Origin of the sequence: Citricoccus sp. SGAir0253 (assembly GCF_005877055.1) — a bacterium.
Taxonomy (GTDB): Bacteria; Actinomycetota; Actinomycetes; order Actinomycetales; family Micrococcaceae; genus Citricoccus.
Genome location: NZ_CP039424.1, coordinates 2870499 through 2893013, shown reverse-complemented (window position 1 = coordinate 2893013; position 22515 = coordinate 2870499). Strand labels below are relative to the sequence as shown.

Annotated in this window: 22 protein-coding genes and 1 riboswitch; of the genes, 10 read left to right on the top strand and 12 right to left on the bottom strand. The window is 74.9% G+C overall.

What is annotated here, in order from left to right:
- Nucleotides 1-58: 58 nt before the first annotated feature.
- Entirely contained in the window at nucleotides 59-307 is a 249-nt protein-coding gene (locus tag E7744_RS12630; RefSeq protein ID WP_137774410.1) for a hypothetical protein, read from the bottom strand.
- Between the two features lie 263 nt (nucleotides 308-570).
- Here E7744_RS12630 and E7744_RS12625 point away from each other — a divergent pair, with 263 nt between their 5' ends.
- From E7744_RS12625 to E7744_RS12615, 3 genes are all read left to right on the top strand, one after another.
- Nucleotides 571-1521: a DUF6282 family protein gene (locus E7744_RS12625; protein WP_137774409.1), complete on the top strand. Its 951-nt coding sequence runs from the start codon at nucleotides 571-573 to the stop codon at nucleotides 1519-1521.
- Between the two features lie 101 nt (nucleotides 1522-1622).
- On the top strand, nucleotides 1623-2366 hold the full coding sequence (locus E7744_RS12620; RefSeq protein ID WP_137774408.1) for a PIG-L deacetylase family protein: 744 nt from the start codon (nucleotides 1623-1625) through the stop codon (nucleotides 2364-2366).
- A complete protein-coding gene (locus tag E7744_RS12615) occupies nucleotides 2363-3019 on the top strand; it encodes a methyltransferase (RefSeq protein ID WP_371415348.1) in 657 nt (218 codons plus the stop codon). Before E7744_RS12620 ends, E7744_RS12615 begins: the two co-directional genes overlap by 4 nt.
- Nucleotides 3020-3041: 22 nt before the next feature.
- On the opposite strand, the gene E7744_RS12610 is transcribed toward E7744_RS12615, so the two are convergent.
- Together E7744_RS12610 and E7744_RS12605 are read right to left on the bottom strand one after the other, a co-directional pair.
- Nucleotides 3042-4106, bottom strand: a complete 1065-nt coding sequence (locus tag E7744_RS12610; RefSeq protein WP_137774407.1) for a VOC family protein — start codon at nucleotides 4104-4106, stop codon at nucleotides 3042-3044.
- Nucleotides 4107-4199: 93 nt separating this feature from the next.
- Entirely contained in the window at nucleotides 4200-5060 is an 861-nt protein-coding gene (locus E7744_RS12605) for a DUF427 domain-containing protein (protein WP_137774406.1), read from the bottom strand.
- 241 nt (nucleotides 5061-5301) lie between these two features.
- On the opposite strand from E7744_RS12605, the gene E7744_RS12600 reads away from it, so the two are divergent.
- Nucleotides 5302-6129, top strand: a complete 828-nt coding sequence (locus tag E7744_RS12600; RefSeq protein ID WP_246858449.1) for a queuosine precursor transporter — start codon at nucleotides 5302-5304, stop codon at nucleotides 6127-6129.
- A 25-nt stretch (nucleotides 6130-6154) separates the two neighbouring features.
- Here the strand turns inward: E7744_RS12600 and E7744_RS12595 are convergent, their stop codons facing one another.
- Entirely contained in the window at nucleotides 6155-6883 is a 729-nt protein-coding gene (locus E7744_RS12595) for a TetR/AcrR family transcriptional regulator (RefSeq protein WP_137774404.1), read from the bottom strand.
- Nucleotides 6884-6985: 102 nt separating this feature from the next.
- On the opposite strand from E7744_RS12595, the gene E7744_RS12590 reads away from it, so the two are divergent.
- From E7744_RS12590 to E7744_RS12580, 3 genes are all read left to right on the top strand, one after another.
- The gene (locus E7744_RS12590; protein ID WP_137774403.1) at nucleotides 6986-8623 is read left to right on the top strand and encodes a long-chain-fatty-acid--CoA ligase; all 1638 of its coding nucleotides are present in this window, start codon (nucleotides 6986-6988) and stop codon (nucleotides 8621-8623) included.
- A 208-nt stretch (nucleotides 8624-8831) separates the two neighbouring features.
- Nucleotides 8832-8949, top strand: a riboswitch (SAM riboswitch).
- 54 nt (nucleotides 8950-9003) lie between these two features.
- Nucleotides 9004-10407 carry an acyl-CoA dehydrogenase gene (locus E7744_RS12585; protein WP_137774402.1) on the top strand — a complete coding sequence of 468 codons (1404 nt, stop codon included), beginning with the start codon at nucleotides 9004-9006 and terminating at the stop codon, nucleotides 10405-10407.
- A 79-nt stretch (nucleotides 10408-10486) separates the two neighbouring features.
- Nucleotides 10487-11773 (top strand): acyl-CoA dehydrogenase family protein, encoded by a 1287-nt coding sequence (locus E7744_RS12580; RefSeq protein WP_137774401.1) that lies wholly within the window; start codon nucleotides 10487-10489, stop codon nucleotides 11771-11773.
- 124 nt (nucleotides 11774-11897) lie between these two features.
- Here the strand turns inward: E7744_RS12580 and tgt are convergent, their stop codons facing one another.
- On the bottom strand, nucleotides 11898-13271 hold the full coding sequence (tgt, locus tag E7744_RS12575) for a tRNA guanosine(34) transglycosylase Tgt (RefSeq protein ID WP_371415347.1): 1374 nt from the start codon (nucleotides 13269-13271) through the stop codon (nucleotides 11898-11900).
- A 144-nt stretch (nucleotides 13272-13415) separates the two neighbouring features.
- Between tgt and E7744_RS12570 the strand changes: the two genes are divergently transcribed.
- A complete protein-coding gene (locus E7744_RS12570; protein ID WP_371415346.1) occupies nucleotides 13416-14237 on the top strand; it encodes a hypothetical protein in 822 nt (273 codons plus the stop codon).
- Complete coding sequence (locus tag E7744_RS16610; protein WP_371415406.1) at nucleotides 14120-14515, top strand: FUSC family protein; 396 nt, start codon at nucleotides 14120-14122, stop codon at nucleotides 14513-14515. Before E7744_RS12570 ends, E7744_RS16610 begins: the two co-directional genes overlap by 118 nt.
- Nucleotides 14516-14682: 167 nt before the next feature.
- Here the strand turns inward: E7744_RS16610 and E7744_RS12565 are convergent, their stop codons facing one another.
- The 4 genes from E7744_RS12565 to E7744_RS12550 form a co-directional block, all read right to left on the bottom strand.
- Nucleotides 14683-15639: a DUF6707 family protein gene (locus E7744_RS12565; protein WP_246858448.1), complete on the bottom strand. Its 957-nt coding sequence runs from the start codon at nucleotides 15637-15639 to the stop codon at nucleotides 14683-14685.
- Nucleotides 15640-15641: 2 nt separating this feature from the next.
- The gene (locus tag E7744_RS12560; RefSeq protein ID WP_137774400.1) at nucleotides 15642-16181 is read right to left on the bottom strand and encodes an NUDIX hydrolase family protein; all 540 of its coding nucleotides are present in this window, start codon (nucleotides 16179-16181) and stop codon (nucleotides 15642-15644) included.
- 69 nt (nucleotides 16182-16250) lie between these two features.
- On the bottom strand, nucleotides 16251-17027 hold the full coding sequence (locus E7744_RS12555) for a glutamine amidotransferase (protein ID WP_137774399.1): 777 nt from the start codon (nucleotides 17025-17027) through the stop codon (nucleotides 16251-16253).
- 35 nt (nucleotides 17028-17062) lie between these two features.
- A complete protein-coding gene (locus tag E7744_RS12550) occupies nucleotides 17063-18256 on the bottom strand; it encodes an NADH:flavin oxidoreductase/NADH oxidase (RefSeq protein ID WP_137774398.1) in 1194 nt (397 codons plus the stop codon).
- Nucleotides 18257-18397: 141 nt separating this feature from the next.
- On the opposite strand from E7744_RS12550, the gene E7744_RS12545 reads away from it, so the two are divergent.
- Nucleotides 18398-18706: a hypothetical protein gene (locus tag E7744_RS12545; RefSeq protein WP_137774397.1), complete on the top strand. Its 309-nt coding sequence runs from the start codon at nucleotides 18398-18400 to the stop codon at nucleotides 18704-18706.
- Between the two features lie 81 nt (nucleotides 18707-18787).
- On the opposite strand, the gene E7744_RS12540 is transcribed toward E7744_RS12545, so the two are convergent.
- The 3 genes from E7744_RS12540 to E7744_RS12530 are packed head-to-tail and all read right to left on the bottom strand — an operon-like array spanning nucleotide 18788 to nucleotide 22362.
- Nucleotides 18788-20638, bottom strand: coding sequence for a DMT family transporter (locus tag E7744_RS12540; RefSeq protein ID WP_137774396.1), 1851 nt, complete (start codon nucleotides 20636-20638; stop codon nucleotides 18788-18790).
- Nucleotides 20639-21241, bottom strand: a complete 603-nt coding sequence (locus tag E7744_RS12535; RefSeq protein WP_137774395.1) for a DedA family protein — start codon at nucleotides 21239-21241, stop codon at nucleotides 20639-20641.
- Entirely contained in the window at nucleotides 21238-22362 is a 1125-nt protein-coding gene (locus tag E7744_RS12530; RefSeq protein WP_137774394.1) for a pseudouridine synthase, read from the bottom strand. Before E7744_RS12530 ends, E7744_RS12535 begins: the two co-directional genes overlap by 4 nt.
- Nucleotides 22363-22515 lie beyond the last annotated feature (153 nt).

Below are 22515 nucleotides of genomic sequence, written 5' to 3'. Positions count from 1 at the left end.
CGCCGTCTCGTCCTCGTCCTCGTCCTGCCGGTGCGCGACCGGTCGGGCGCTCGGGGGGCTAGGCCTCGACGAGCTGGCCGTCGTCGCCGATCTCGGAGGGATAGGTGACGTCGATGTCCTCCGGGGTGCGGCCGGTCGCGTTGGCGATCATCGTGGCCATGAGGTGCTTGGGCACCAGGCAGTCGCCGCACACTCCGGCCTCGGCGCTGATGCGTGCGTCCAGGCGGGGGCCGACCCGGGTCACCGCGAGGACGTATCCGTCGGCGGCCAGGGTCTGGCGGAGTTCCTCCAGGGGCTGGGTGGACATGGTTCCTCCTGTGGTCGCGGGGCGTGGCCGTGGCGATTGGTCGGCGGGCACCCACGGGCGCGGGGCCGCATGGGTGCCCGCATCGGTCCATTGTGTCCACGCCGGCCGGCGGGCACGGGATGCCTTCCGCACGGCGGAAGGGGTCCTGCCCGGCGCCGCGAGCCCGGGAGCGGGCCGGGGTCGACCACCTGGGGCGTTCCACCCCACCCTTATTGTCAACAATATTGCTGGCAATCCCCTCCGGGCGTGGCTACGCTGGGGGCATGACGCAGCACCCCGTCCCCTCGGCCCGGGCCCGCGAACTGGTCCGCGGCGCGTACGACCTCCACGTGCACGTGGCCCCGGACGTCATGAGGCGCCGGATCGACGACCTGGACCTGGCCCGCCGCTTCCGGGACCTCGGGCTGGCCGGCTTCGTCATCAAGTCCCACTACGTCCCCACCGCGGAGCGCGCCGAGCACGTGCGCACGCTCGTCCCGGAGGTGGACGCCCTCGGGGCCATCACGCTCAACGCCTCGGTGGGCGGGATGAACCCCGTCGCGGTGGAGATCGCCGGCCGCGGCGGGGCGCGCGTGGTCTGGTTCCCCACGGTGGACTCGGCCAACCAGCGCTCCTGCCTGGCCGAGGAGCCCGAGGGGGCCACCCCGCCGATGTGGGCCCAGCTGCAGCAGGACATCGAGGACGCCGGCATGCGGGCCGAGGCCGTCCCGGTCCTCACCGCGGACGGCGCGCCGACCACCCAGACCGCCCAGGTGCTCCAGGTCATGGCCAAGCACTCCATGGTGCTGGCCACGGGTCACCTGCACCCGGACGAGTCCGCCACCCTCGTCCCGGCGGCCCGGGCGGCCGGCGTCGGGCGCATCGTCGTCACCCACCCGGAGTTCACCTCCCAGCGGATGGGCCTGGACGCCCAGCAGTCCCTCGCCGCGCAGGGCGTGTTCCTCGAGCGCTGCCTGACCACCCCGCTGACCGGGAAGGTCCCGTGGGAGACCTGGCACCGCAACATCCGCGGCGCGGGCGTGGAGAACTCCGTGGTCTCCACCGACCTCGGCCAGCCGTTCAACCCGCCGGTCGAGGACGGGCTGGCGATCGTCGCCGACCTCATGCTGGACCAGGACTACACCGAGGCGGAGATCCGGCTCATGACCGTCCACAACTCCCGGCACCTCGCCGGGGCCGACCCGCTGCCCGACGCCCCGGCGCACCTGCGCTGAGGCCGCCGGGACCTCATCCCGACCGCCCCTCCGACCCCCACGCCGGCCGGTCACCGACCCGGCCCGGACCCTCACTCCACCGCCCGCGAAAGGACCCTCCCATGACCACCACCTCCGAGACCCCCGCCCCCGCGAGGGGCCGGCTCCTCGTCGTCGGCGCCCACTCCGCCGACTTCGTCTGGCGCGCGGCCGGCGCCGTCGCGAAGTTCGTGAAGGCCGGCGGCGAGGCCAAGGTCGTCGCGCTCACCTACGGGGAGCGCGGCGAGTCCGGCGAGCTGTGGAAGCAGGAGGGCCAGACGGAGGAGAACGTCAAGAGGATCCGCCACGGCGAGGCCGAGCGGGCCTCGGCCCACCTGGGCGCCACCTTCGAGGCCTTCGACCTCGGCGACTACCCGCTCGTCAACGACCACGCGGACATCGAGCGCCTGGCCGGGCTCATGCGGGACTTCGCCCCCACCGTGGTGCTGACGCACCCGGACACGGACCCCTTCAACCCGGACCACCCGGTGGCGTACCAGATGGTCCAGAAGGCCCGGCTGATGACCTCCGGGGCCGGCGTCGAGTCCGGGTTCCGGACCGCCCCGCCCAGCGAGTTCCTCGTCTTCGAGCCGCACCAGCCGGAGCTGTGCGGCTTCGTGCCCTCCGTGTTCGTGGACATCACCGAGGTCTTCGAGCAGAAGAAGGCCGCCATGGCGGAGATGAAGGCGCAGGCCTACCTGCAGTCCTACTACGCCGAGCGCGCCGAGCACCGCGGCAACCACGCCCGCAAGGTCACCGGCACCAAGGAGATCCGCCAGGCCGAGGCGTTCATGCGCCTGGTCCCGAACGTCGTGGGGTCCCTGTGAGCGCCCCGTCGGACCCGGGCCCGACGCCGGCCGGTCCCGGACCGCGACCGGCCGGCGGCGGGGAGGCGCCGGGGGAGGCGGAGCTCATCGCTCGCCTCGCCGCGCTGCCCGTGGCCAACGTGGGCGACGCGATGGACCGGCTGCACGTCGTGGACGGCGCCATCCACTCCGTGTGGCCCGCCGTCGGCGCCCGGCTGGCCGGGCGTGCCGTGCCGGTGACCGTGGCCGGCGGGGACAACCTGGGCATCCACGAGGTCATCCCCACGCTCACGGAGGGCGACGTGCTCGTGGTCAACGGCCAGGGCGCCACCCACCGGGCCCTGGTCGGCGAGCTGATCGCCGGGCGGGCGATGGCCCGCGGCTGCCGTGGCTTCGTCCTGGACGCCTGCGTGCGGGACGCCGTGGACCTGCAGCGGATGGGCTTCCCCGTCTTCGCCCGCGGCACCACCCCCGCGGGGCCCTACCGCAACGGGCCCTTCGAGGCCGGCGTCGCCGCCGCCGTCGGGGGCGTGGTGGTGCACCCGGGGGACCTGGTGCTGGGCGACGACGACGGCGTCGCGGTGGTCCCGTGGGAGCGCGCGGCCGAGGTGCTGGCCGCGGCCGAGGCCAAGCACGCCACCGAGGCCCGGCAGCGGGCCGAGATCGGGTCCTGAGCCGGGTCCGGTCGGCGGGGGCTCAGGAGTCCAGGCCCTCGTCCACCGGCTCCCCGGCGCCGGCCCGCTCGGCCGTCCGCTGCGCCTTGGCCACGGCCTCGTGCGGGTTGGCGACGTCGTCCCCGCCCTCCACCACCGGGGTGCCGTGGGTGTGGAAGGTGGAGATGGTCTTCATGCCCCAGGCCTGGCCCTTGGCGCGCTCGGCCTGGGTCCAGCCGATGGGCTTCCAGTCCGGGGCCAGGATGAGCCGGGAGCCCTGGTTGGCCAGCTCGATGCGGTTGCCGCCCGGCTCCCACACGTACAGGAAGAAGCCCTGCTGGATGGCGTGCTTGTACGGGCCGTACTCGATGTAGACGCCGTTCTCCAGGAAGATGTCCGCGGCCTTGAGGATGTCCTCGCGGGTGTCCGAGGCGAAGGCGATGTGGTGCAGCCGGCCGGGCGTCCCGGTCCAGTCGTCCGAGTAGACCACGTCGTAGGACTTCTGGCCGTAGGTGAACCAGTGCCCGCCCACCTCGCCGTCGTCCAGCTGGATGTACTCGGTGGTGAACCCGCCCATCACCTGCTCGGTGAAGTCGCAGACCCCGGCCATGTCCGCGGTGAGGTAGTTGATGTGGTCCAGCCGCCGGGCGTTGGCGCCGAACCCCGGGTAGCGCGAGGCCTGGTTCTTCAGGGCGGGCCGGTCCTCGTCCGTGGCCCGGTACCACTCGGTCTCGTAGTACACCTCCATGAGGTGCTGGTCGGGATCCCGGTACCGGAAGGTGCGGCCCCGGCCCATCTCCCCGTCCACCCAGCCCTCGCCGAGCCCGGCCGCCTCGATCCGGCCGACCACGCGCTCCAGCGCCTCCGGGCTGTTGGCCCGCCAGCCCACCCGGCCCACGCCGGCGTGCTCCCTGGCCGTGAGCTTGATGGAGTACGGCTCGTAGTCGTCCCAGCAGTGCAGGTACGCCGACTCGGCGCCGTCCTCGGTGGTGCGGCCGACCTCCCGCATGGCCAGCAGGTCCCGGAAGAACCAGAGGGACTCCTCGAACCGGGGCGTGTAGAGCTCGACCGTGGACAGGTGGGCGATGTCGCGGATGCGCTCGGTCATGTGGGCTCCTGGCGGCTCGAGACTGCGAACAAGATTGTCAACAAAGCATAGGCAGTCGGCCGCTCCTTGGCCATGGCCCCGGGGAGGCGGGGTTCAGGCCTGGCCGGCGGGACGCGACCAGGGGGTCCGGGGACGCCGGACCGGCTCGCCGTCGATGAACACGTCGAGGCGCTCGGTGTAGAAGCTGACCAGCCCGCGGACCGGCTCGGCGTCGTGCGCGGGGTCCTCGTAGCTCCAGGCGATGTCCGGCAGGCGCAGGCCGGGTGCCTCGACCGTCCAGTGGCTCGCCCGGCCCTTGTACGCGCACGTCGTGCGCAGCGTCCCGGGCACGAGCGGGACCCGCAGCGCGCGGCGCGGCAGGTAGTAGCGCGGCATCGGGAACGTGCCCTCGAACAGCCACCGGGCCTCGTCCGTCTCGGCCAGCACGGTGCCCTCGTGCTCGATCCGTACCGTCCGGCCGGACGGGCAGACGTCGATCCGGTGCAGCGGGTCGCGGGGGTGGCCGAGCAGCGGCTGGTCCTCGTCGAACCAGTCGAAGGGGGCGAAGTCGAGCACCACGTAGCCGTCCAGGTCCGGGTCCCCGAGCGCGAAGGCCGCTCCCTCGACGACGGCCCCGCCGGCCTCCACGGACAGCGGTCGGCCGGGGGTGGTGTGCACCGCGAACGGGACGGAGGGGTCCAGGGCGGCGCGTTCGCCGTCCGCGCCGGGGCCGCCCGCGGGTCCCGTCCCACCCGGCGACGCCGCGGCGGCCGGCGCGTCGGAGAGCGCGGCGGCGACGTCCTCGCGCGGCACGGCGTAGGAGGGGACCACGCGCCGCGGCTCCCACAACAGCACCGCGCGCGTCGAGTCGGCCACGGGGTGGCCGTGGAGCCGGGCGCGCACCCGCTTCGGCGTGGGCACGTACCGCAGCAGCCCGTGGGCGTCCGCGAGCAGGGTCGTCAGCGACTGGGCCATGGCGACATTCTGCGCCGGGGCGGCGCCCGTGTCAGTGGCGCGGCGTCCCGGGCGCCGGGACCGGGCGGCCTCCGGGGCGGGGGGAGGAGGACCTGTGGGAGAATGGAGCGCCGTTCCGGCGCCACCTGGGGCAGCAGGTGAGTGCGGGGTCGTGGAGACCGCCGACCGCCGCGTCCGGGACCGCGTGAGTGCTAATACAGCCGGCCACCGCCAGGCGAACCACCACCTTCGAGGAACCGTCGTGAACCCCCAGAACCCCCCTGTCCAGCCCGCCGACCCCACCCGCACCGGAGCCGCCCACGGCGCCGGGCCGGCCGATCCGGCCGGCGCGGCCGCCGCCACCCCCGGGGCGACCGCCCCCGGGACCGCCGCCCGGGCGGAAGGGGCGGGCGCCGGCGTCGCCCGCTTCGCCCCCACCGGCACCGGCCTGTACGCGATCTTCACGGCGGTGATGGCCGTGGTGCTGATCCTGTCCAACCTCGGTGCGTCCAAGGGCGTGACGTTCGGGCCGATCGTCACCGACGGCGGCTTCTTCCTGTTCCCGCTGGCCTACATCGTGGGGGACGTGGTCTCGGAGGTCTACGGCTTCCGGGCGTCCCGCCGGGCGATCGTCACCACCTTCGGCCTCTCGGCGTTCGCCGCCCTGTGCTACTGGATCATCATCGCGCTGCCGGGGGCCGAGTGGTACGACGGCCAGGACGAGCTCGTCCGGACCCTGGCGCCCGTGCCGTTGATCGTGCTCGCCTCCCTGCTCGGCTTCCTCGTGGGCCAGCTGGCGAACTCCTGGATCATGGTCCGGCTCAAGCGGCGGGCGGGGGAGCGGCTGCTGTTCGGCCGCATCGCCGCCTCCACGCTCGTGGGCGAGTTCCTGGACACGCTCGTCTTCTGCTCCATCGCCGCCGGGGTCATCGGCATCACCGACCTGCCCACCTTCGTCAACTACGTGGTGGTCGGCTTCGTCTTCAAGTCCCTCGTGGAGATCGTGCTCTCGCCGGTGACCATGGGGGTCATCGCGGTCGTCAAGCGCGCCGAGCCGGAGTACGGGCGGGCCGCCGCCCCGGCCGCCTGACCGGGCCGCCGGTCGCCCGGGCGCCTCAGCCCAGGGCCCGCCGCACGGCGTCGACGATCTCCTCGGTGTCCGCGTGCGGGTCCACCACGGTCACCACGGCGACCGGCCGGGCCGTCGCGGCGGCGCCGGGCGACGCCCCGTAGCCCTCCAGCACCACGTGGATCAGCCGCCTGGCCCGGGCTGAGAACTCCTCCAGCACGCGGTCGTCGGGCGCCCGGAGCCACTGGCGCAGGTGGCTGTTGTGCAAGGCCACGCACGCGCCCGCCAGGGCGGCCGCCACGGGGGCGACGTCGTGCCCGACGCCGCTCCCGTCCCCCTCGGTGTTCCCCTCGCCGTCGCCGGACGCGGCCGTGCCCGCGAGTCGCTCGCGGAGCCAGCGGCGGAAGACCGCCTCGTAGTGGTGCGAGGTCAGCAGCTCCCGGTTGCGCAGGGCCTGGGACTGGCGCAGCAGCCGGTGCCGGGCCAGGGTGCGTTCCGGGTCGTCGAGGTGGTAGCGGAACACCAGCAGCAGTCCCTCGCGCAGCGCCGAGGCGGTGTCGTGCCCGGTCCGGTCGAGGAAGTCGCCGAGCCGGGCGAGCATGGCGGCGTGGTCGGCGAAGACCACGTCCTCCTTGCTGCCGAAGGTGCGGAAGAAGGTCGCCCGGCTCATCCCGGCCTCCCGGGCCAGGTCGTCCACCGTGGTGCGGTCCCAGCCGCGGGCGTCCAGGAGCCGCAGCAGGGCGGCGAGCGTGCTGGGGGCGGTGGCCGGGTCCATCCTGCTCCTCGGGTCATGGCGGGTGAGACGGAGTTGCTTGACATGATACCCAGTATCAGTGGATAGTGACGGAGATCACCGATCCGTCTCCCGGAGGACCGCATGACCGCCCTGGCCGAAGACCGCCCCGCCGCCCACGAACCCCTCACGCCGCTGGCCTTCCTCGGGCGCACGGCCGCCGTGTTCCCGGACCGGGAGGCGGTGGTGTACGGCGAGCGGCGCTCCACCTACCGCGAGTTCGCGGCCGAGGTGCAGCGGCTGGCCAAGGCCCTCCGGGCGCGGATCGAGCCCGGCCAGACGGTCGCGGTGATCGCGCCCAACGTCCCCGCCATGCTCGCGGCCCACTTCGCCGTGCCGCTGGCCGGGGGCGTGCTGAGCCCCCTCAACCCGCGCCTGACCTCCCGCGAGCTGGAGTACATCCTGGAGCACTCCGAGGCCCGGGTGGTGCTCGCGGACGGCGACGTGGCGGCCACGGTCCGCGAGGTCGTGCAGGACCTGCCGCACCGGCCGCTGGTCGTGGAGATCGTGGACGACCAGGCCGGCCACGCGGACCCCCGCGGGACCGACGCCGGCGCCCTCGCCTACGAGGACTTCCTCGCCCAGGGGCCCGCCGGGCCGGACCTGCCGTGGCGGGTGGAGGACGAGGAGTCGCCGATCACGCTCAACTACACCTCGGGCACCACCGGCCCGCCCAAGGGCGCGGTCTACACCCACCGCGGTGCCTACCTGGCGGCCCAGGGGGCGGTGTTCCACAACGGCTACACCGGGACCACCCGCTACCTGTGGACGCTGCCGATGTTCCACTGCAACGGCTGGTGCACGCCGTGGGCGGTGACCTCCGCGGGCGGCACGCACGTGTGCCTGCGCGCGGTGCGCCAGGACGCCATCTGGGACGCGTTCGACCACGAGGGCATCACGCACCTGTGCGGGGCGCCGGTCGTGTGCGCCATGATCCACGAGTCCGGGCGTGCCCGCCCCCTGGACCGGGAGCTGCGGATGACCACCGCGGGGGCCGCCCCGCCGCCGTCGGTCATCGAGGCGCTCGAGGCGCTCAACATCACCCCCGTGCACGTCTATGGCCTCACCGAGGTGTACGGGCCGTTCACCATCTGCGAGCCGCAGCCGGCGTGGGCGGGGCTGCCCGCCGCCGAGCGGGCCCGGCTGATGGCCCGCCAGGGCGTGCCGATGGTGCACGCCGGCGAGGTCGCCGTCATGGACGCCGAGCTGAACCGGCTGCCCGCGGACGGCACCACCCTGGGCGAGGTGGTCCTGCGGGGCAACGGTGTCATGCGGGAGTACTTCAAGAACCCCGAGGCCACCGCCGAGGCCTTCCGCGGCGGCTGGTACCACACGGGCGACCTCGGCGTGATGCACCCGGACGGTTACGTCCAGCTGATGGACCGGGCCAAGGACATCATCATCTCCGGGGGCGAGAACATCTCCTCGATCGAGGTCGAGTCCGTGCTGCACGCCCACCCGCGGGTGTCCGACGTGGCCGTCGTCGGGGTCCAGGACGACAAGTGGGGCGAGCGCCCCGTGGCCTTCGTGGTGGCCGAGGCCGGGGCGCCGGTGACCGCCGAGGAGCTCCGCGCCCACTGCCGGGAGTCGCTCGCCGGGTTCAAGGTGCCGGACCGCGTGACGTTCGTGGATGAGCTGCCGCGCACGGCCACCGGCAAGATCCGCAAGACCATGCTGCGCTCCCTCCGGGACGAGGAGCCGGCGTCCCCGGCGAGGTCCTGAGCGGGACGACGGCCCCCGGGCCGCCGGCCGGGTGGTGACGGCCGCGCCAGCGGGCGGAGGGAACCCCCTCGTCACGAGGCCCCGTGTGACGTCATCGGACGTCACACGGGGCCTCGTGCGCCCCGGGCGCCGGCCTCCGTGACGGTGGACGGCGAAACATGACCCGGGCCCTTGGGGCCACGGGCCCCGCCCCCTAGGGTGGCAGCAGAATCACGAGATCCGGTGACAAGCCCTGGCTGGCCGGACGGCAACCCTCTCGCCGTAGTGGGGTGCTCCAGGTGAGGATTCGGCCCGGTCGCGCATGGCGGCGCGGGCAAGTACGGCACCCCGCGGTCCCGACGCCCGGACCGTTCGCGTGGTGCCCGGACCGAGAGGCGACCATGACCGACACGACCCGACCCGAGCGCACCGCCGCCCCCGGAACGCCCCGCCCGGACGGCAGTAGCGCGACGCTGGCCGGCGGGCCCCCGCTGCCGGGAGACCTGCCCACCTTCGCGGACCTGTGGGCCGCCACCGCGGGGGGCGCCCCGACGGACGCCCAGCTCACCGCCCACTTCGCCCCCGTCTTCGCGGCCATCGCGGCCGGGGCGGCCCAGCGGGAACTGGACCACGAGCTGGCCTTCGCCGCGATCGAGGCCCTGCGCGCCTCCGGCTTCACCCGCGTCCGCCTGGCCCGCGAGCACGGGGGCATCGGGGCGAGCCTGCCTCAGCTCGCCGGCCTGCTGGTGGACCTGGCCGCCGCGGACTCGAACCTCCCGCAGGCCCTGCACGGGCACTTCATGTTCACCGAGCAGCACCAGAACGAGTCCCAGGGCGCGGTCTCCGAGTGGTGGCTGGCGGAGGTGGCGGCCGGGCGGATCTTCGGCAACGCGCTCGTGGAGCTCCCCCCGGCCGCCGGTTCCCGGCCCGTGCTGTGGACCGATGCCGATCCGGACACCGCCCAGGCCGCCTCGGCCGTCGGGAGCCCAGAGGTCGCCGAGATCACGGGGGACAAGTTCTACTCCACCGGGGCGCTGTTCGCCGACCACCTGCTCGTGACCGCCACGCGGCCCGGCCGGGAGGACGAGGGGCCGGTGTTCGCGATCGTGGACGCCGGCCACGAGGGGGTGCGCCGGATCGACGACTGGAACGGCTTCGGGCAGCGGCTCACCGCCTCGGGCACCACCACCTTCGACCGGGTGCCCGTGCGGGCCCACCGGACCCAGGAGTTCAACGTCCCCACGGGCGTGCTGGCCTACCCGGTGCTGTGGGTGGTGCTCTCCGCCACGCAGGCCGGGATCGGGGCGGCGGCGCTGGCCGCGATCACCGACTTCGTGCGGGCGCGCCGCCGCACCTACGACCACGCCCTGGCCGAGACCCCCGCCGAGGACCCGCTGGTGCACCAGGTCATCGGCGCGGTCTCGGCGAAGGTCTCCGCCGCCCGGCACGTCGTGACGTCCGCCGCGGCCGTGGTCGAGGAGTCCTTCCGGCAGGTGCGCGGCCACCGGGACCTGGAGGACCCGGTGGTCCTCGAGGCCCACGCCCGCGCCAACGTGGCCCTGTCCGAGGCCAGCCTCGTGGTCTCCGAGCTGGTGCTGGAGGCCACCAACCAGGTCTTCGAGTGCGGCGGCGCCTCGGCCACGGACGCCGCGCGGCAGCTGCACCGGCACTGGCTGAACGCGCGCACCATCGCGAGCCACACCCCGCTGGTCTACCGCACCCGGGCGGTCGGCGACTACCGCCTCAACGGGACCGTCCCGCCGTTCCACTCCACCGCCCGGAACTCCGCCCCCGCCGGCCCCTGAGCCGGTCCGGGACCCGTCCGCCCGGACGGGCCTGCCCTCGAGCACCCCGACCCCAGACCACCACGGAAGGACCAGAGCAATGACCCTGACCCACGACCCCGCGGCGACCACCCCGACCGCCGGGACCACCGCCACCGCCACCGACCCCGCCCAGGACGCCGCCGCGCAGGCCGCCCGCCTGGCGGCGGTGCGCGAGCGCCTCGCCCCGGTCTTCGCCTCCATCGCGGAGAGCGCCGCCGAGCGCGAGGCCGGGCGCATCATCGACCGCGACGCCGTCCGTCGCCTCGCCGAGGCGGGCTTCACCTCCCTGCGGGTGCCGGTGGAGTACGGCGGCTCCGGGCTCACGTTCGCGCAGTCGGCCGGGCTCATCGTCGAGCTCGCGGCCGCGGACTCCAACCTGACCCAGGCGCTGCGCGCCCACCTGATCAACCAGGAGAACGTGCTGGGGCACCCGGACCCGGCGTTCCGCGACCGGTGGCTGCGCCGCCTGGGCGAGGGCGCCGTCGTCGGGAACGCGGTGACCGAGATCGACAACGCGGTGGGGGAGGGCACCACCCGGCTCGTGCAGGACGCCGGGGGCACGTGGCGGCTCAACGGCACCAAGTACTACTCCACCGGCTCGCTGTACGCCGACTGGATCATCGTGGCCGCCGTGGACGCCCACGGCGAGGAGATCGCCGCAACGGTGCCGGTGGACGCCCCCGGGGTGACCCTGCTGGACGACTGGGACGGCTTCGGCCAGCAGCTGACCGCCTCCGGCACCACGGTGTTCGAGGACACCCCCGTGGACCCGGCCGAGGTCTACCGCGGCGGCCTGGACGACGGCACCCGCGTGGCCACCGGCCAGGCCTCGTGGCAGTTCCTGCACCTGGCCTCGCTCACGGGCATCGCCCAGGCCGTGGTGCGGGACTCGGCCGCCTACGTGCGCGGCCGCCGCCGGTCCTTCAGCCACGGGGTCACCGAGCTGCCGCGGGACGACGCCCAGGTGCTGCAGGTCATCGGCGAGGTCTCCGCCTCCGCCTTCGCCGTCCGCGCCGCGTTCGACGCCGTGGTCGCCGCGCTCGGGGACGTCCTCGAGCGCGAGGCCGCCGGCGAGGCGCTCCCGGAGGAGGACGTCAACGCCCTGTACATCCGCGTCTACCAGGCCCAGCAGGTCATCGCGAAGACCGTGCTGGAGGCCGCCACCCGCTGGTTCGAGGTGGGCGGGGCCTCCGCCACGAGCTCGGCGAAGCGGTTCGACCGGCACTGGCGCAACGCCCGGGTGCTGGCCAACCACAACCCGCTGATCTACCGCGCCCGCTACATCGGCGACTGGGAGGTCAACGGGACCCCGCCGGGACGGGCCTACCGCATCGGCTCCGCCTGAGCGGCGGTCCGGCCCGGGCCCGCACCGCCCGGCGTCCCGCCCCGGCCGTCCGGCGTCCGGAACGGGGACGCCGGGCGGCCGGAGCGCCGGACCCGCCGCGGCCGCCGTCGGGACCCCGCCCCGGCTACCGGGACGCGGCGTAGTAGCGCCCGAGCACCGCGTCCTTGAGGTCCCAGAACGTGCCGTCCTCGATGGCGGCGCGCATGCGGTCCACGAGGCGCACCGTGAACCGCTCGTTGTGGATGGAGATCAGCGTGTGGGACACCATCTCCTTGGCCTTGATGAGGTGGTGGATGTACGCCCGCGTGTAGTGGGCGCACGTGTAGCAGTCGCAGCCCTCCTCGAGCGGGGCGAAGTCCCGCTTGTACCGGGCGCCCGGCAGGTTGTACCGGCCGTCGGCGGTGTAGAAGGCCCCGGTGCGGGCCACGCGGGTGGGGGAGACGCAGTCGAAGGTGTCCGCGCCGTTCTCCACCGCGGTGAACAGGTCGTCCGGCTCGGAGATGCCCAGCAGGTGCCGCGGCCGGTCCTCCGGCAGCTCCTCGACGCACCAGCCCACGATCGTGCCGAGGTTCTCCTTCTCGAGCGCCCCGCCGATCCCGTAGCCGTCGAAGCCGTGCGCCATCCGGCCGCCCTCGCCGTCCGGGAAGTCGGCCGTCATGGCGGCCAGGTCCCGGCAGGCCTTGCGCCGCAGGTCCTCGTACTGGGCGCCCTGGATGACCCCGAAGAGGGCCTGGTAGGGCCGGGCGGCGCGCTCGCCGGTGAGCCGGGCGTGCTCGTCCAGGCAGCGCTGGGCCCAGCGGCGCGTGCGCTCGAGGGCCTCCTCCTGGTAGCCGCGCGAGTTGTGCAGGGTGGTCAGCTCGTCGAAGGCGAACATGACGTCCGCGCCCAGCTGGTGCTGGATGCCCACCGAGACCTCGGGGGTGAACCGGTGCCGGTCTCCGTTGAGGTGGGAGCGGAACCAGACGCCGTCCTCGTCCACGGTGGCCAGCCGCTCCTTGCCGGGGGCCACGGCGTCGTCGGCGCCGCGCCCGGAGGGGGCCTCGGGTCCCTTCATGTCGATGACCTTCTTGAAGCCCGAGCCCAGGCTCATCACCTGGAAGCCCCCCGAGTCGGTGAACGTGGGCCCCGGCCAGTTCATGAACCGCCCCAGTCCGCCGGCCTCGTCCAGGATGTCCGGGCCCGGCTGCAGGTACAGGTGGTAGGCGTTGGCCAGCAGCGCCTGCGCGCCGAGCCCGGCCATCGCCTCCGGCAGCACGGCCTTGACGGTGGCCTGCGTGGCCACCGGGATGAACGCCGGCGTGGCGATCGTGCCGTGGGGCGTGGTGAGCGTCCCGGTCCGTCCCGCGCGCGCCTCGCCGCGCGGCCCGGCCAGGCGGGTCCCGACGGCGAAGCCCACCTGGCGCGGGGAGGCCGGCGCCGGCGCGGGGCCGGGGGCACCCCCGGGGGTCGGGTCGGTCACAACGGGGCGGGGTCCAGGGGTCTCAGGCACGCCCTCCATGGTATGTATCGATCAGGACGGGCACGTCCCGGCGCCGGTGCGACGGGCCGGGGCCCCGTGGCCCCCGCGGACCGTCCGCCGGGTGGAGACCCACCCGGACCACTCGTGGCACGGCCCCGCGGGGCCGGGAACAGGATCGTGCGCATGCGGATGTCGGACCTCAACCCGCTGCCCTCCCTGTTCACCATCGCCCCCGCGAACCGCGACCACGAGGTGGGCATCCGGTGCGGCATCACCGTGCTGGTGCCGCTGCTGTCCCTGCTGCTGCTCGACCGCATCGACCTGGCGATCTTCGCCTCCTTCGGCGCCTTCACCGCCATCTACGGCCGCAACACCACGCACGGGGTCCGGCTGCAGATGCAGCTGCGCGCCGGGCTGCTCATGGTCGCGGTGATCCTCGCGGCCACCCTGGCCGGGCGCAACGGCGTCTCCGAGGCGGAGGACCCGTGGGGGCTCGTGGGGCTGACCACCCTGGTGGCCGGGCTGTGCACCGTGGTGGCGGGGTACTGGAGGCTGCGCCCGGCCGGTTCGCTGTTCCACGTCTTCGCCTTCGCCGCCGTGGCCTCGGTGCCGTACCAGCCGCCGCTGGGGGAGGCCATGCTGACCGCCGTGGCCACCGTGGCCCTGGCGATCCTCGTGGGCCTCGCCTCCCGGGTCCTGCCCTCCCACCGGGAGCCCCTCGCGTGGCCGCCCCGGGAGCAGTCCACCTCGGACCAGCACCGGATCATCTGGCTCGAGGCCCTGTGGTACGCGATCGCGGCCGGGGCGGCGGGGTCCCTCGCCACGGCCCTGGGCCCCGGCCTGGGGATCGAGCACAACTACTGGGCCATGATCGCCGCCGTGGTCCCCTGGCCGGGCACTCCACGCGCTACCGCGTCAACCGGGGCCTGCAGCGCGTCATCGGCACGTTCCTGGGGCTCCTGCTCATGGCCGGCATCCTCGCCCTGCGGCCGGAGCCGTGGGTGATGGTGCTCATCATCGCCGTGCTGCAGACCGGCGCCGAGCTGTTCATCGCCCGGCAGTACGTCCTCGCCCAGCTGGTGGTCACGCCGCTGGCGCTGCTGTCCACCGTGCTGGTCATGGTGGGCACGGGGGCGCCCGTGGACGGGCGCTCGCTGCTGACGGACCGGTTCATCGAGACCGTGATCGGTGCCGCGGTCGGCGTGGCGTGCGTGCTCTACCCGTGGGCCTGGCGCAAGTGGGTCCGGCACGACCCCGACCCCGCCGTGGAGACCAGCCGCTGACCACGCGCCGGGCCGGTCCCCTCCGACCGGCACCCCCACCCCGGCAACTGGCGGTCGATTCCGCACCGTTCCGGCGCCTCCAGACGGGTGATTCGGGGCGGATTCGACCGCCAGTTGAAGGGAGGCGGGGGAGGGGGAGCGGGGGAGGAGGGTGAGCGGGGTGGCCGTCAGGCGTCCGGGCCGGCCTCGGCCAGGCGGTCGGCCACGGCGCGCACGGCCTCGACCTCGCGGGCGACCCGGCGGTCCAGCTCCTCGTCCGTGAACGTCTCGGACCCGCCGCGGGCCCGCAGGTAGAACAGGGTGGACAGCCGCGACTCACGCCACTGCCGCTCGGCCACGAGGTCGCCGGCGGCCTGGGCGCGCAGGATCTCCCGGTCGTACAGGTTCGGCTCGTTGAGCTGGCGCTGGCGGATCTCCGCGGTGCGCCGGGCCCGCACGGGGTCCGTCTCGGCCTCGTCCGGCTCGCGCAGCCGCGCCCCGGCGGCCTCCGCCTCGGCGCGCTCGCCGCGGTGGTGGTGGATGTTCGCGGCCAGGGCGAGGGAGGACTCGATCGACTTCCACCGGCCCATCGCCCCGTCGTAGGGCAGGTCGGTCAGCAGCGTGGTGGCCCGCAGGGCGCCCTCCGAGTCGTCGAGGTCCGTGAACAGGTACCGCGCCATGGTGTCGATGTCCTCGAGCTGGGAGCCCGAGCGCATGTTGATCCCGCGCGAGAGCTTCGCGGCCAGGGCCAGCAGGTGCTGGTCCTCCGGGTGGCGCCGCGCGATCTCCACGACCACCGCCTCGGGCGAGCCCTCCTCCACGGGGGCCAGGTCCGCGGCGGGGTCGATCACCGGGGCCGGGCGGTGCGTGCGCACGCGGATGGTCGAGCCGAAGGCGATCCGCACCTCGCGGCCGTCCGCCAGGGTGGCGACGATGAGCGCCGGGGTGCCGAAGTCGTCCCGGGAGATGCGGGTGTGCTGCACGGGCTCCGAGGGCTCGCCGCGGCGGGTCAGGAAGCGGTCCCCGGGCTGGACCTGCTGGGCCTTGACGGAGCGCAGGTAGTCTCCGGCGGCGTCGTGCCGGGAGGGGCGGGAGGAACCGCTCGGGGACGAGGGGGACCCTGCGGGGGTCTGGGGGGAGGCCATGGTCAGCGCCCCCAGCCCACGTGGGCGAGCGCTTGGCGCACGAGGTTCCCGCGGCCGCCGATGAACTCGGCCTGGATCTCGGCGCTCAGCGCCTCCTCGGGGGTCAGCCAGGTCAGCTCCAGCGCGTCGCCGCGGGGCTGGCACTCGCCCGTGACCGGCACGAGGTAGGCCAGGGCCACGGCGTGCTGGCGGTCATCCGTCAGCCCGGTCTCGGACGGGGACGGGAAGTACTCGGCCACCGTGAACGGGGTGATCGAGGGCGGCAGTTGCGGCAGGGCCAGCGGGCCCAGGTCCTTCTCCAGGTGGCGCATGAGGGCGGCACGCACCGTCTCGCGGTACATCACGCGGCCGGACACGAGGGTCCGGCGCAGGTGGCCGTCGCCGTCGGCCAGGTACAGCAGGCCGATCTCCGACACGTATCCGAGGGCGTCCAGGCGGACCGGCAGGGCCTCCACGTAGACCATCGGCAGCCGCCGGCGGGCCTCGTAGAGGTCCTCGTCGGAGAGCCACCCGGGATTCGGGTCGGGGGTGCGCACGTTCATGCCCTCTGTTCTACCCGAGTCCGGTGCACCGGTCACGCCGCCGGTCCGGTGAGGGGCCAAACGGCGGGCTCAGCCCTCCCGCGCGTAGCGGCGCCGGAAGTTCGCCAGCACCTTGCGCGGCTCGTCCACGGCGGCGGCCCGCACCCGGGCGAACAGGGCCTCGGCCTCGGCGGGGTCGTAGTAGCCGTTGTCCGCGTAGACCTCGAGGCGGTACAGCAGGCCCTCCACGTCCAGCTCGGGGTGGAACTGGGTGGCGTACTGGTGCCGCCCGATGCGGAACATCTGCACGGGGCACGCCTCGCCCGCCACGAGCAGCACGGCGTGTCCGGGCAGCTCGCGCACGGCCTCCTTGTGCCCCACGAACGCCTCGAACTCCGCGGCCACCCCGGCCAGCAGCGGGTCGGCCCGACCGGCCTCCGTGAGGCGCAGCCGGACCGCCCCGGCCGGCTCCCCGTAGGTGGCGTCCACGCTGGCGCCCTGGTGCAGGCCGAGCGTGCCGACCCCGTAGCAGGCCCCGAGGAACGGCACGTCCCGGTCCATGACGACGTCCAGCAGCCGCCGCAGCTCGGCCTCCACCACCACCTGCAGGTCGGACTTGAACTCCTCCGGGTCCGAGGACGTGAAGGGGCTGCCGCCCACGATCACCCCGGAGTGCCGGGAGACGAGGTCCTCCCAGTCCAGGTCCGCGGTCCCGCCCGACGACGGCCCGGCGGCCGCGACGGCCCGGTCCAGGCGCAGCGGGACGAGCTCGCCCGGGGCGAAGCCGCCCAGCGCCGTGGTGGAGCGGACCTCGTCCGCGGCCACGGCGTCGTCGGAGCGGGTCTGGACCAGCAGGAAGGGCAGCACGGGCTCAGGCTAGCCCGCCCGCCGGGTCCGTACGGCTAGGCGGACGCGCCCACGGCCGCGGCCTGGCGCAGCGGCGTGGACACGCGCCCCCACGAGCCGCGGTGGTAGGCCGGGGCCGCCAGCTGGCGGTACCGCTCGTTCCCGAGGGACTCGGCGGCCTCCACCGGCCAGTTCGGGTGCACGAGGGCGGCCCGGCCGATGCACACGGCGTCCGCCCGGCCCTCGGCCACCACGGACTCGGCGAGCTCCGGGTCGGTGATCGAGCCGACGGCGGAGACGAACAGCCGCCGCGCGCCGCCGTCGGGATCCGGGGTCCCGCGGCCGGGGCCCAGGGCCAGGTCCGCGGTGCCGGTGCGGACGGCCTCGGCGAGCGGGACCTGGTAGGCGGGGCCCTTCGGCCCGTGGTACGTGTCCCCGATTCCGCCGGAGGACACGTCCACCCAGTCCAGGCCGAGCGGGACGAGCTCGCGCACCAGGCGCACGGTGTCCTCCTCGCCCCAGCTGCCCTCGAGCCAGTCGGAGCCGGACAGGCGCAGGCCCAGGACCTTGTCCGCCGGCCAGGCGGCGCGCACGGCCTCCACCACGCGGCGCACGAAGCGCGTGCGGTTCTCGAAGGACCCGCCCCACTCGTCGGTGCGGTGGTTGGTGACGGGGGAGAGGAACTGGTGGATGATGTAGCCGTGCGCGCCGTGCACCTGCACGGCCTCGAACCCGGCCTCGTCCGCCCGCCGGGCGGCGGCCGCGAAGGCCTCGACGAGGCCCTCGATCTCCGCGCCGGTCAGCTCGCGGGTGGGGCCGACGGCGGACACGGCGGGGATCCCGGAGGGGGAGACGGTCTCCCAGCCGCCCTCGTCCAGCGGGATGCCGTCGGCGGGGTACCCGGGGTGGCCGGGCCACGTGGAGGCCTTGGAGCCGGCGTGGGCGAGCTGGACGGCGGGCAGCGCCCCCTGGGAGCGGATGAAGTCGGCGATCGGGGCCCACGCGTCGCGCTGGGCGTCGTTCCATAGGCCGGTGTCCTGGTCCGAGATCCGGCCCTCGGCCGTCACCGCGGTGGCCTCGGCCACCACCATCCCGAAGCCGCCGGCGGCGCGGGCCCCGAGGTGGGCCAGGTGCCACGGGCCGGGCACCCCGTCCTTGGCGGTGACGGTGTACTGGCACATGGGGGGCAGGACCAGCCGGTTGCGCAGGGTGCGGCCGGCCAGCTGGACGGGATCGAGGAGAACGGTCATGCCGGGCACAACCACGCGATGACGCGGTGGTATTCCTCGGCGCCTCCGCGGCAACCTCCGCGGCACCTCCGCGGCACCTCCGCCGCCCGGTCACCTGGCCCTCCGGGGTCCCCGCCGCGGGCCGGTCCCTAGACTGGCCCCATGCCCTCCTTCCGCGCCCGGCTGCCGATCGGGGACCTGCTGCCCGGCCACGCCCCGGAGGAGGTCATGGCCGCCGCCGAGGCCGCCCTCGCGGCCGCGTACACGGTGGAGGCGAAGGACCTGGAGGTGGTGGCGCGCGTGCCGCGGATCGTGCTGCGGTTCACCGTGCCGGAGTCCACGTGGGCCGGCGAGGACCGGGCCGCGCTCGCCGCGGCCGCGCGCATGCGCCAGGCGGTGGCGGAGGTCGCCACGACCGGCCGGGCCGAGGTGCTGCGCCGCGTCCGCGGCCGGTGGCAGCCGGTCGGCTGACGCCGGCCGGCCGGGCCCGGGCGGCAGACCGGAGGGGCCGACCGGAGGGGCCGACCGGTGGGGCCGACCGGTGGGGGACGGTCAGAAGTCGTCCGCGTCCACCACGTGGCCCAGGGCGGCACGGTGCTCGGCGTGGTTGATCCGGTAGCGCCGGTTCTCCGTGGCCAGCAGCACCACGAACAGCCCCATCGCGGCCATGATCGCCACCCACACGGAGTGCATGGTGCCCACGAGCCGCGGGACCAGGATGGCCGCGAGGCCCCATGCCAGGCCGAGGGCGATGGTGATGCGCCCGCGCTCGGTCATGGACATCATGGCGGTGCCCCACACCACCACGATGATGGCCAGCACCGCCCAGACGGCCCCGGGGATCCACAGCAGGTTCACGCCCAGGGACTGCAGCCAGATGGACAGGTTGGTGGCGGCGTGGATGACCGCCCAGCCGGCGTAGAGCCCGATCATCCCGTCCGTCAGCGCCCGCTCCGTGCGGGTGCGCGCGGTGTAGAGGTTCAGCTGGTGCACCACGTCCACGAGCAGGTACGTCAGCGCCAGCCAGACCACGAGCTCCACGCCGAGCATCACCCCGGTGCGGGCGATGACGAACCACCCGACGGCGGCCAGCATCGCCGCGGACATCCGCCAGCCGGTGGCCCGCTGGCGGGCGGCGGAGGCCTGGGAGGGCATCCACTGGTGCACCGTGTACACGCCCAGCGCCAGCCACAGCAGGGGCCAGACCAGCTGGGCCCAGGACTGCATGGAGAGCATCGAGTAGTCGCCGGCGAACCGGCCACCGTGCAGCTCGTGCAGCCACGGGCCGGTCCCGTCCACGCCGAGCAGCCCGACCCCGTAGACCCCGCCGACCACGAAGGCGAGCCAGGACACGGTCACCACGGCCCGCCGGAGCGCGTCCAGGACGGTGGGCCGGGGATCGGGTTCGCGGGAGGGCAGGTTGTAGGGCGGGATGTAGCGCACCGCCGGCGGTTCGTCCTCGTCCCCGTCCGCCGACTCCGGCCCGGTCATGGTGCGCAGGGTGGCGGCCTGGATGGCGGCCGCCTTCTCCGCGATGCGGTCCCGGTGCCGCCACTCCGGCAGGGACGCCCGGGCGCGGTCCAGCAGCTCCGCGTCCGTCAGGTCCTCGCCGCGCTCCTCGAGCAGCGGGCGGCGCTCGGCCGGGGGCACCCAGTCGATGCCGTCGGCCTCGCGGGCGGCCGTCTGCAGGGCCCAGGTCTCCCGCTCGCGCTGGCGCTCAAGCCACTCCTGGTACTCCTGGCGCTCCATCTCCTGGCGCAGCGCCTCCTCCTCGGCGCGCTGGAGCTCCAGCAGCCGCTCCGCCTCCCGGCGGGCCTCCTCCTCGGCCCGGCGCTCGGCCTCGAGCCGGGCCTCCTCCTGGGCGCGGCGGTACGCGGCCAGGCGCTCCGCCTCGGCGCGCGCGGCGGCCCGGCGCTCGGCCTCCAGTCGCTCCTCCTCGGCGAGGCGCTCGGCCTCGATCCGGGCGGCCTCGGCCCGCGCGGCGGCCTCCCGGCGCGCGATCTCCGCCCGGCGCCGCTCCTCGGCGCGCCGTTCGCGCTCCTCGGCCAGGCGCACCTTGGCCTGCTCGTACGCGGCCTTGGCGTTCGTGGGGGAGTGGTAGATGGAGTCGCTGACCTTCTCCCAGTCGGGCTCGCCGAGCCCGTCCAGCCAGTCGTTGAGGGACTCGCGGCGGCGCACCGGCTCACGCAGGTTGGCGTGGCGCAGGCGGGGCATGCCGGGGGCGGGTCCGCGCTCGGCGGGGGCGGCCTTGTCCGTGGGACCGGCGGCCGGGCCGTCGGGCCGGGGCACGTCCCCGGGGCTCGACCCTGCCTCCGGTCCGGTGTTCCCCGGGCCGGAGGACGTGTCCGCCGCGGCCTTCAAGCGGTGCAGCGCGGCAGAGGAAGAGGACGTCTCGTCCGCCATTCATCCCTCCCTGGAGCGTCGCCGGACGGCGATCACGCCCGCAATGACCAACCCTGCAAGGGTACCCAATCCCATCCCCACCACCGCGCTGGCCCATGTCGGAAGGCCAGTCGCGCTGCCCGTGGCCCAGCCCAGGCCCACCATCCAGGCGGCCCAGGCGAGGGACCCGGCCCCCGAGAGGACGAGGAACGCCGGCCACGGGAGCCGGGCGATCCCGGCCGCGGCCATCGAGGCGGTCCGCCCGCCGGAGACGAAGCGCAGCACGGACAGCGTGGCGTAGCTCGGGGCGGGCCCGGCCCGGTCCAGCAGGCGCAGGATGCCGCGGTGGACGCGCTGGCCCCACGAGGCCCGGTCCAGCAGGCGGGTGAGCCGGTAGCGGAACAGGGCGTACAGCCCCGCGTCCCCGGCCCAGCAGCCGAGCCAGGCGGCCAGCACGGACGGCACGAGGCCCACCGCGCCCCGGTCCGCCAGCGCCCCGGAGCCGATGACGAACAGCTCGCTCGGCACGGGCGGGACGGGGGCGTCGAGGGCGACCAGCAGGGCGGTCAGCGGGTGGAACCACCACCCCAGGGAGGCGACCCAGCCGGCGTCGAGGCCGCTCACGCCGGCCGCTCTCGTAGCCGCAGCCCGGAGCCGAACCGCCGCTCGCGGCCGGTCAGCGGGTCGGTGAAGCCGATCGTGTGCGCCAGCAGCTGCAGGGGGCGGTCGTAGTCGTCCGGGGCGACGTCCAGCAGCTCGGGATAGAAGGGGTCGTTGAGGATGCCCAGGCCGAGCGCCGCGAGGTGCACGCGCAGCTGGTGGGTGCGCCCGGTGCGCGGGAACAGCCGGAAGTGCCCGACGGCGGCCCCCGCCCACGTGCCCGCGGAGACCCCCGTGCCGATCAGCTCGATGCGCGTCTCCGCGTTCGCCCCGACGGTCGGCCGGTTGGTCCGCCGGCCCCGCCGGGCCGGCGTGCCGGGGGCCCGGCCCGAGTGCAGCGGCGGGTAGTCCAGGGTGCGCGCCGTGAGCACGCCCTTCACCTTGTCCATCCGGTTGCGGTAGGTCAGCGGGAACCGGTGGACGAGGGCGGCGACGTCCTCGGGGCCCGTGCCCTCGGGATCGACTCCGTCGGTGCCCTCCGCGCCCGGGGCGCGGCCGCCGTCGGGATCCCGCGGCTCCCGCGGGCCGGGGGCCGGGACGGGGAGCGGGCCGAGGGCGGAGACCGCCTCGTACTGCTTCCAGACCTGGCGGCGCTCGAACAGCACCTGGTAGGCGCCGCGCGTGTCCGGGTCGGTGGAGAACATCACGACGCCGGCCGTCGCCCGGTCCAGGCGGTGGATGGGCACCAGGTGGTCCAGCCCCAGCCGGTTGCGCAGGCGCACGAGCGCGGACTCCTGCACGAACCGCCCGCCGGGGGTGGTGGGCAGGAAGTGGGGCTTGTCCGCCACCACGAGGTGCTCGTCCCGGTGCAGCACCTCGAGATCGAAGGGGATGGGGTCCTCGCGGGGGACCGAGCGGTAGTACCAGACGGACCCGTGGACGCCCAGCGGCGTGGTCTCGGTGATCACCGTGCCGTCCGCGGCCCGGACCTCGCCGGTGCGGAAGCGGTCCACGATGCCCTCCGGGTCCACGTGGCCCCAGCGGTGCAGCACGTAGTCGAGGACGGTGGGCCAGCCGGAGTCCGGCAGCCGGAGGCGGGTGGCGTTGACGCCGTCGCGGACGGGCAGGGGGGAGGGCTGGGACACGCCTCCCAGTCTCCCAGAGCCGCCGGCCCGCGCGGCCCGGCCGGCGGGCGTCCCGCGGCGGACGGCGGTGCGGTCCTCCCGCGGGTCCGGGCCCCGGTCTCCCCGCCCGGTCCGCGGGCGACGTGCGGGGGAGCGCCGGGCCAACTCCCCGTG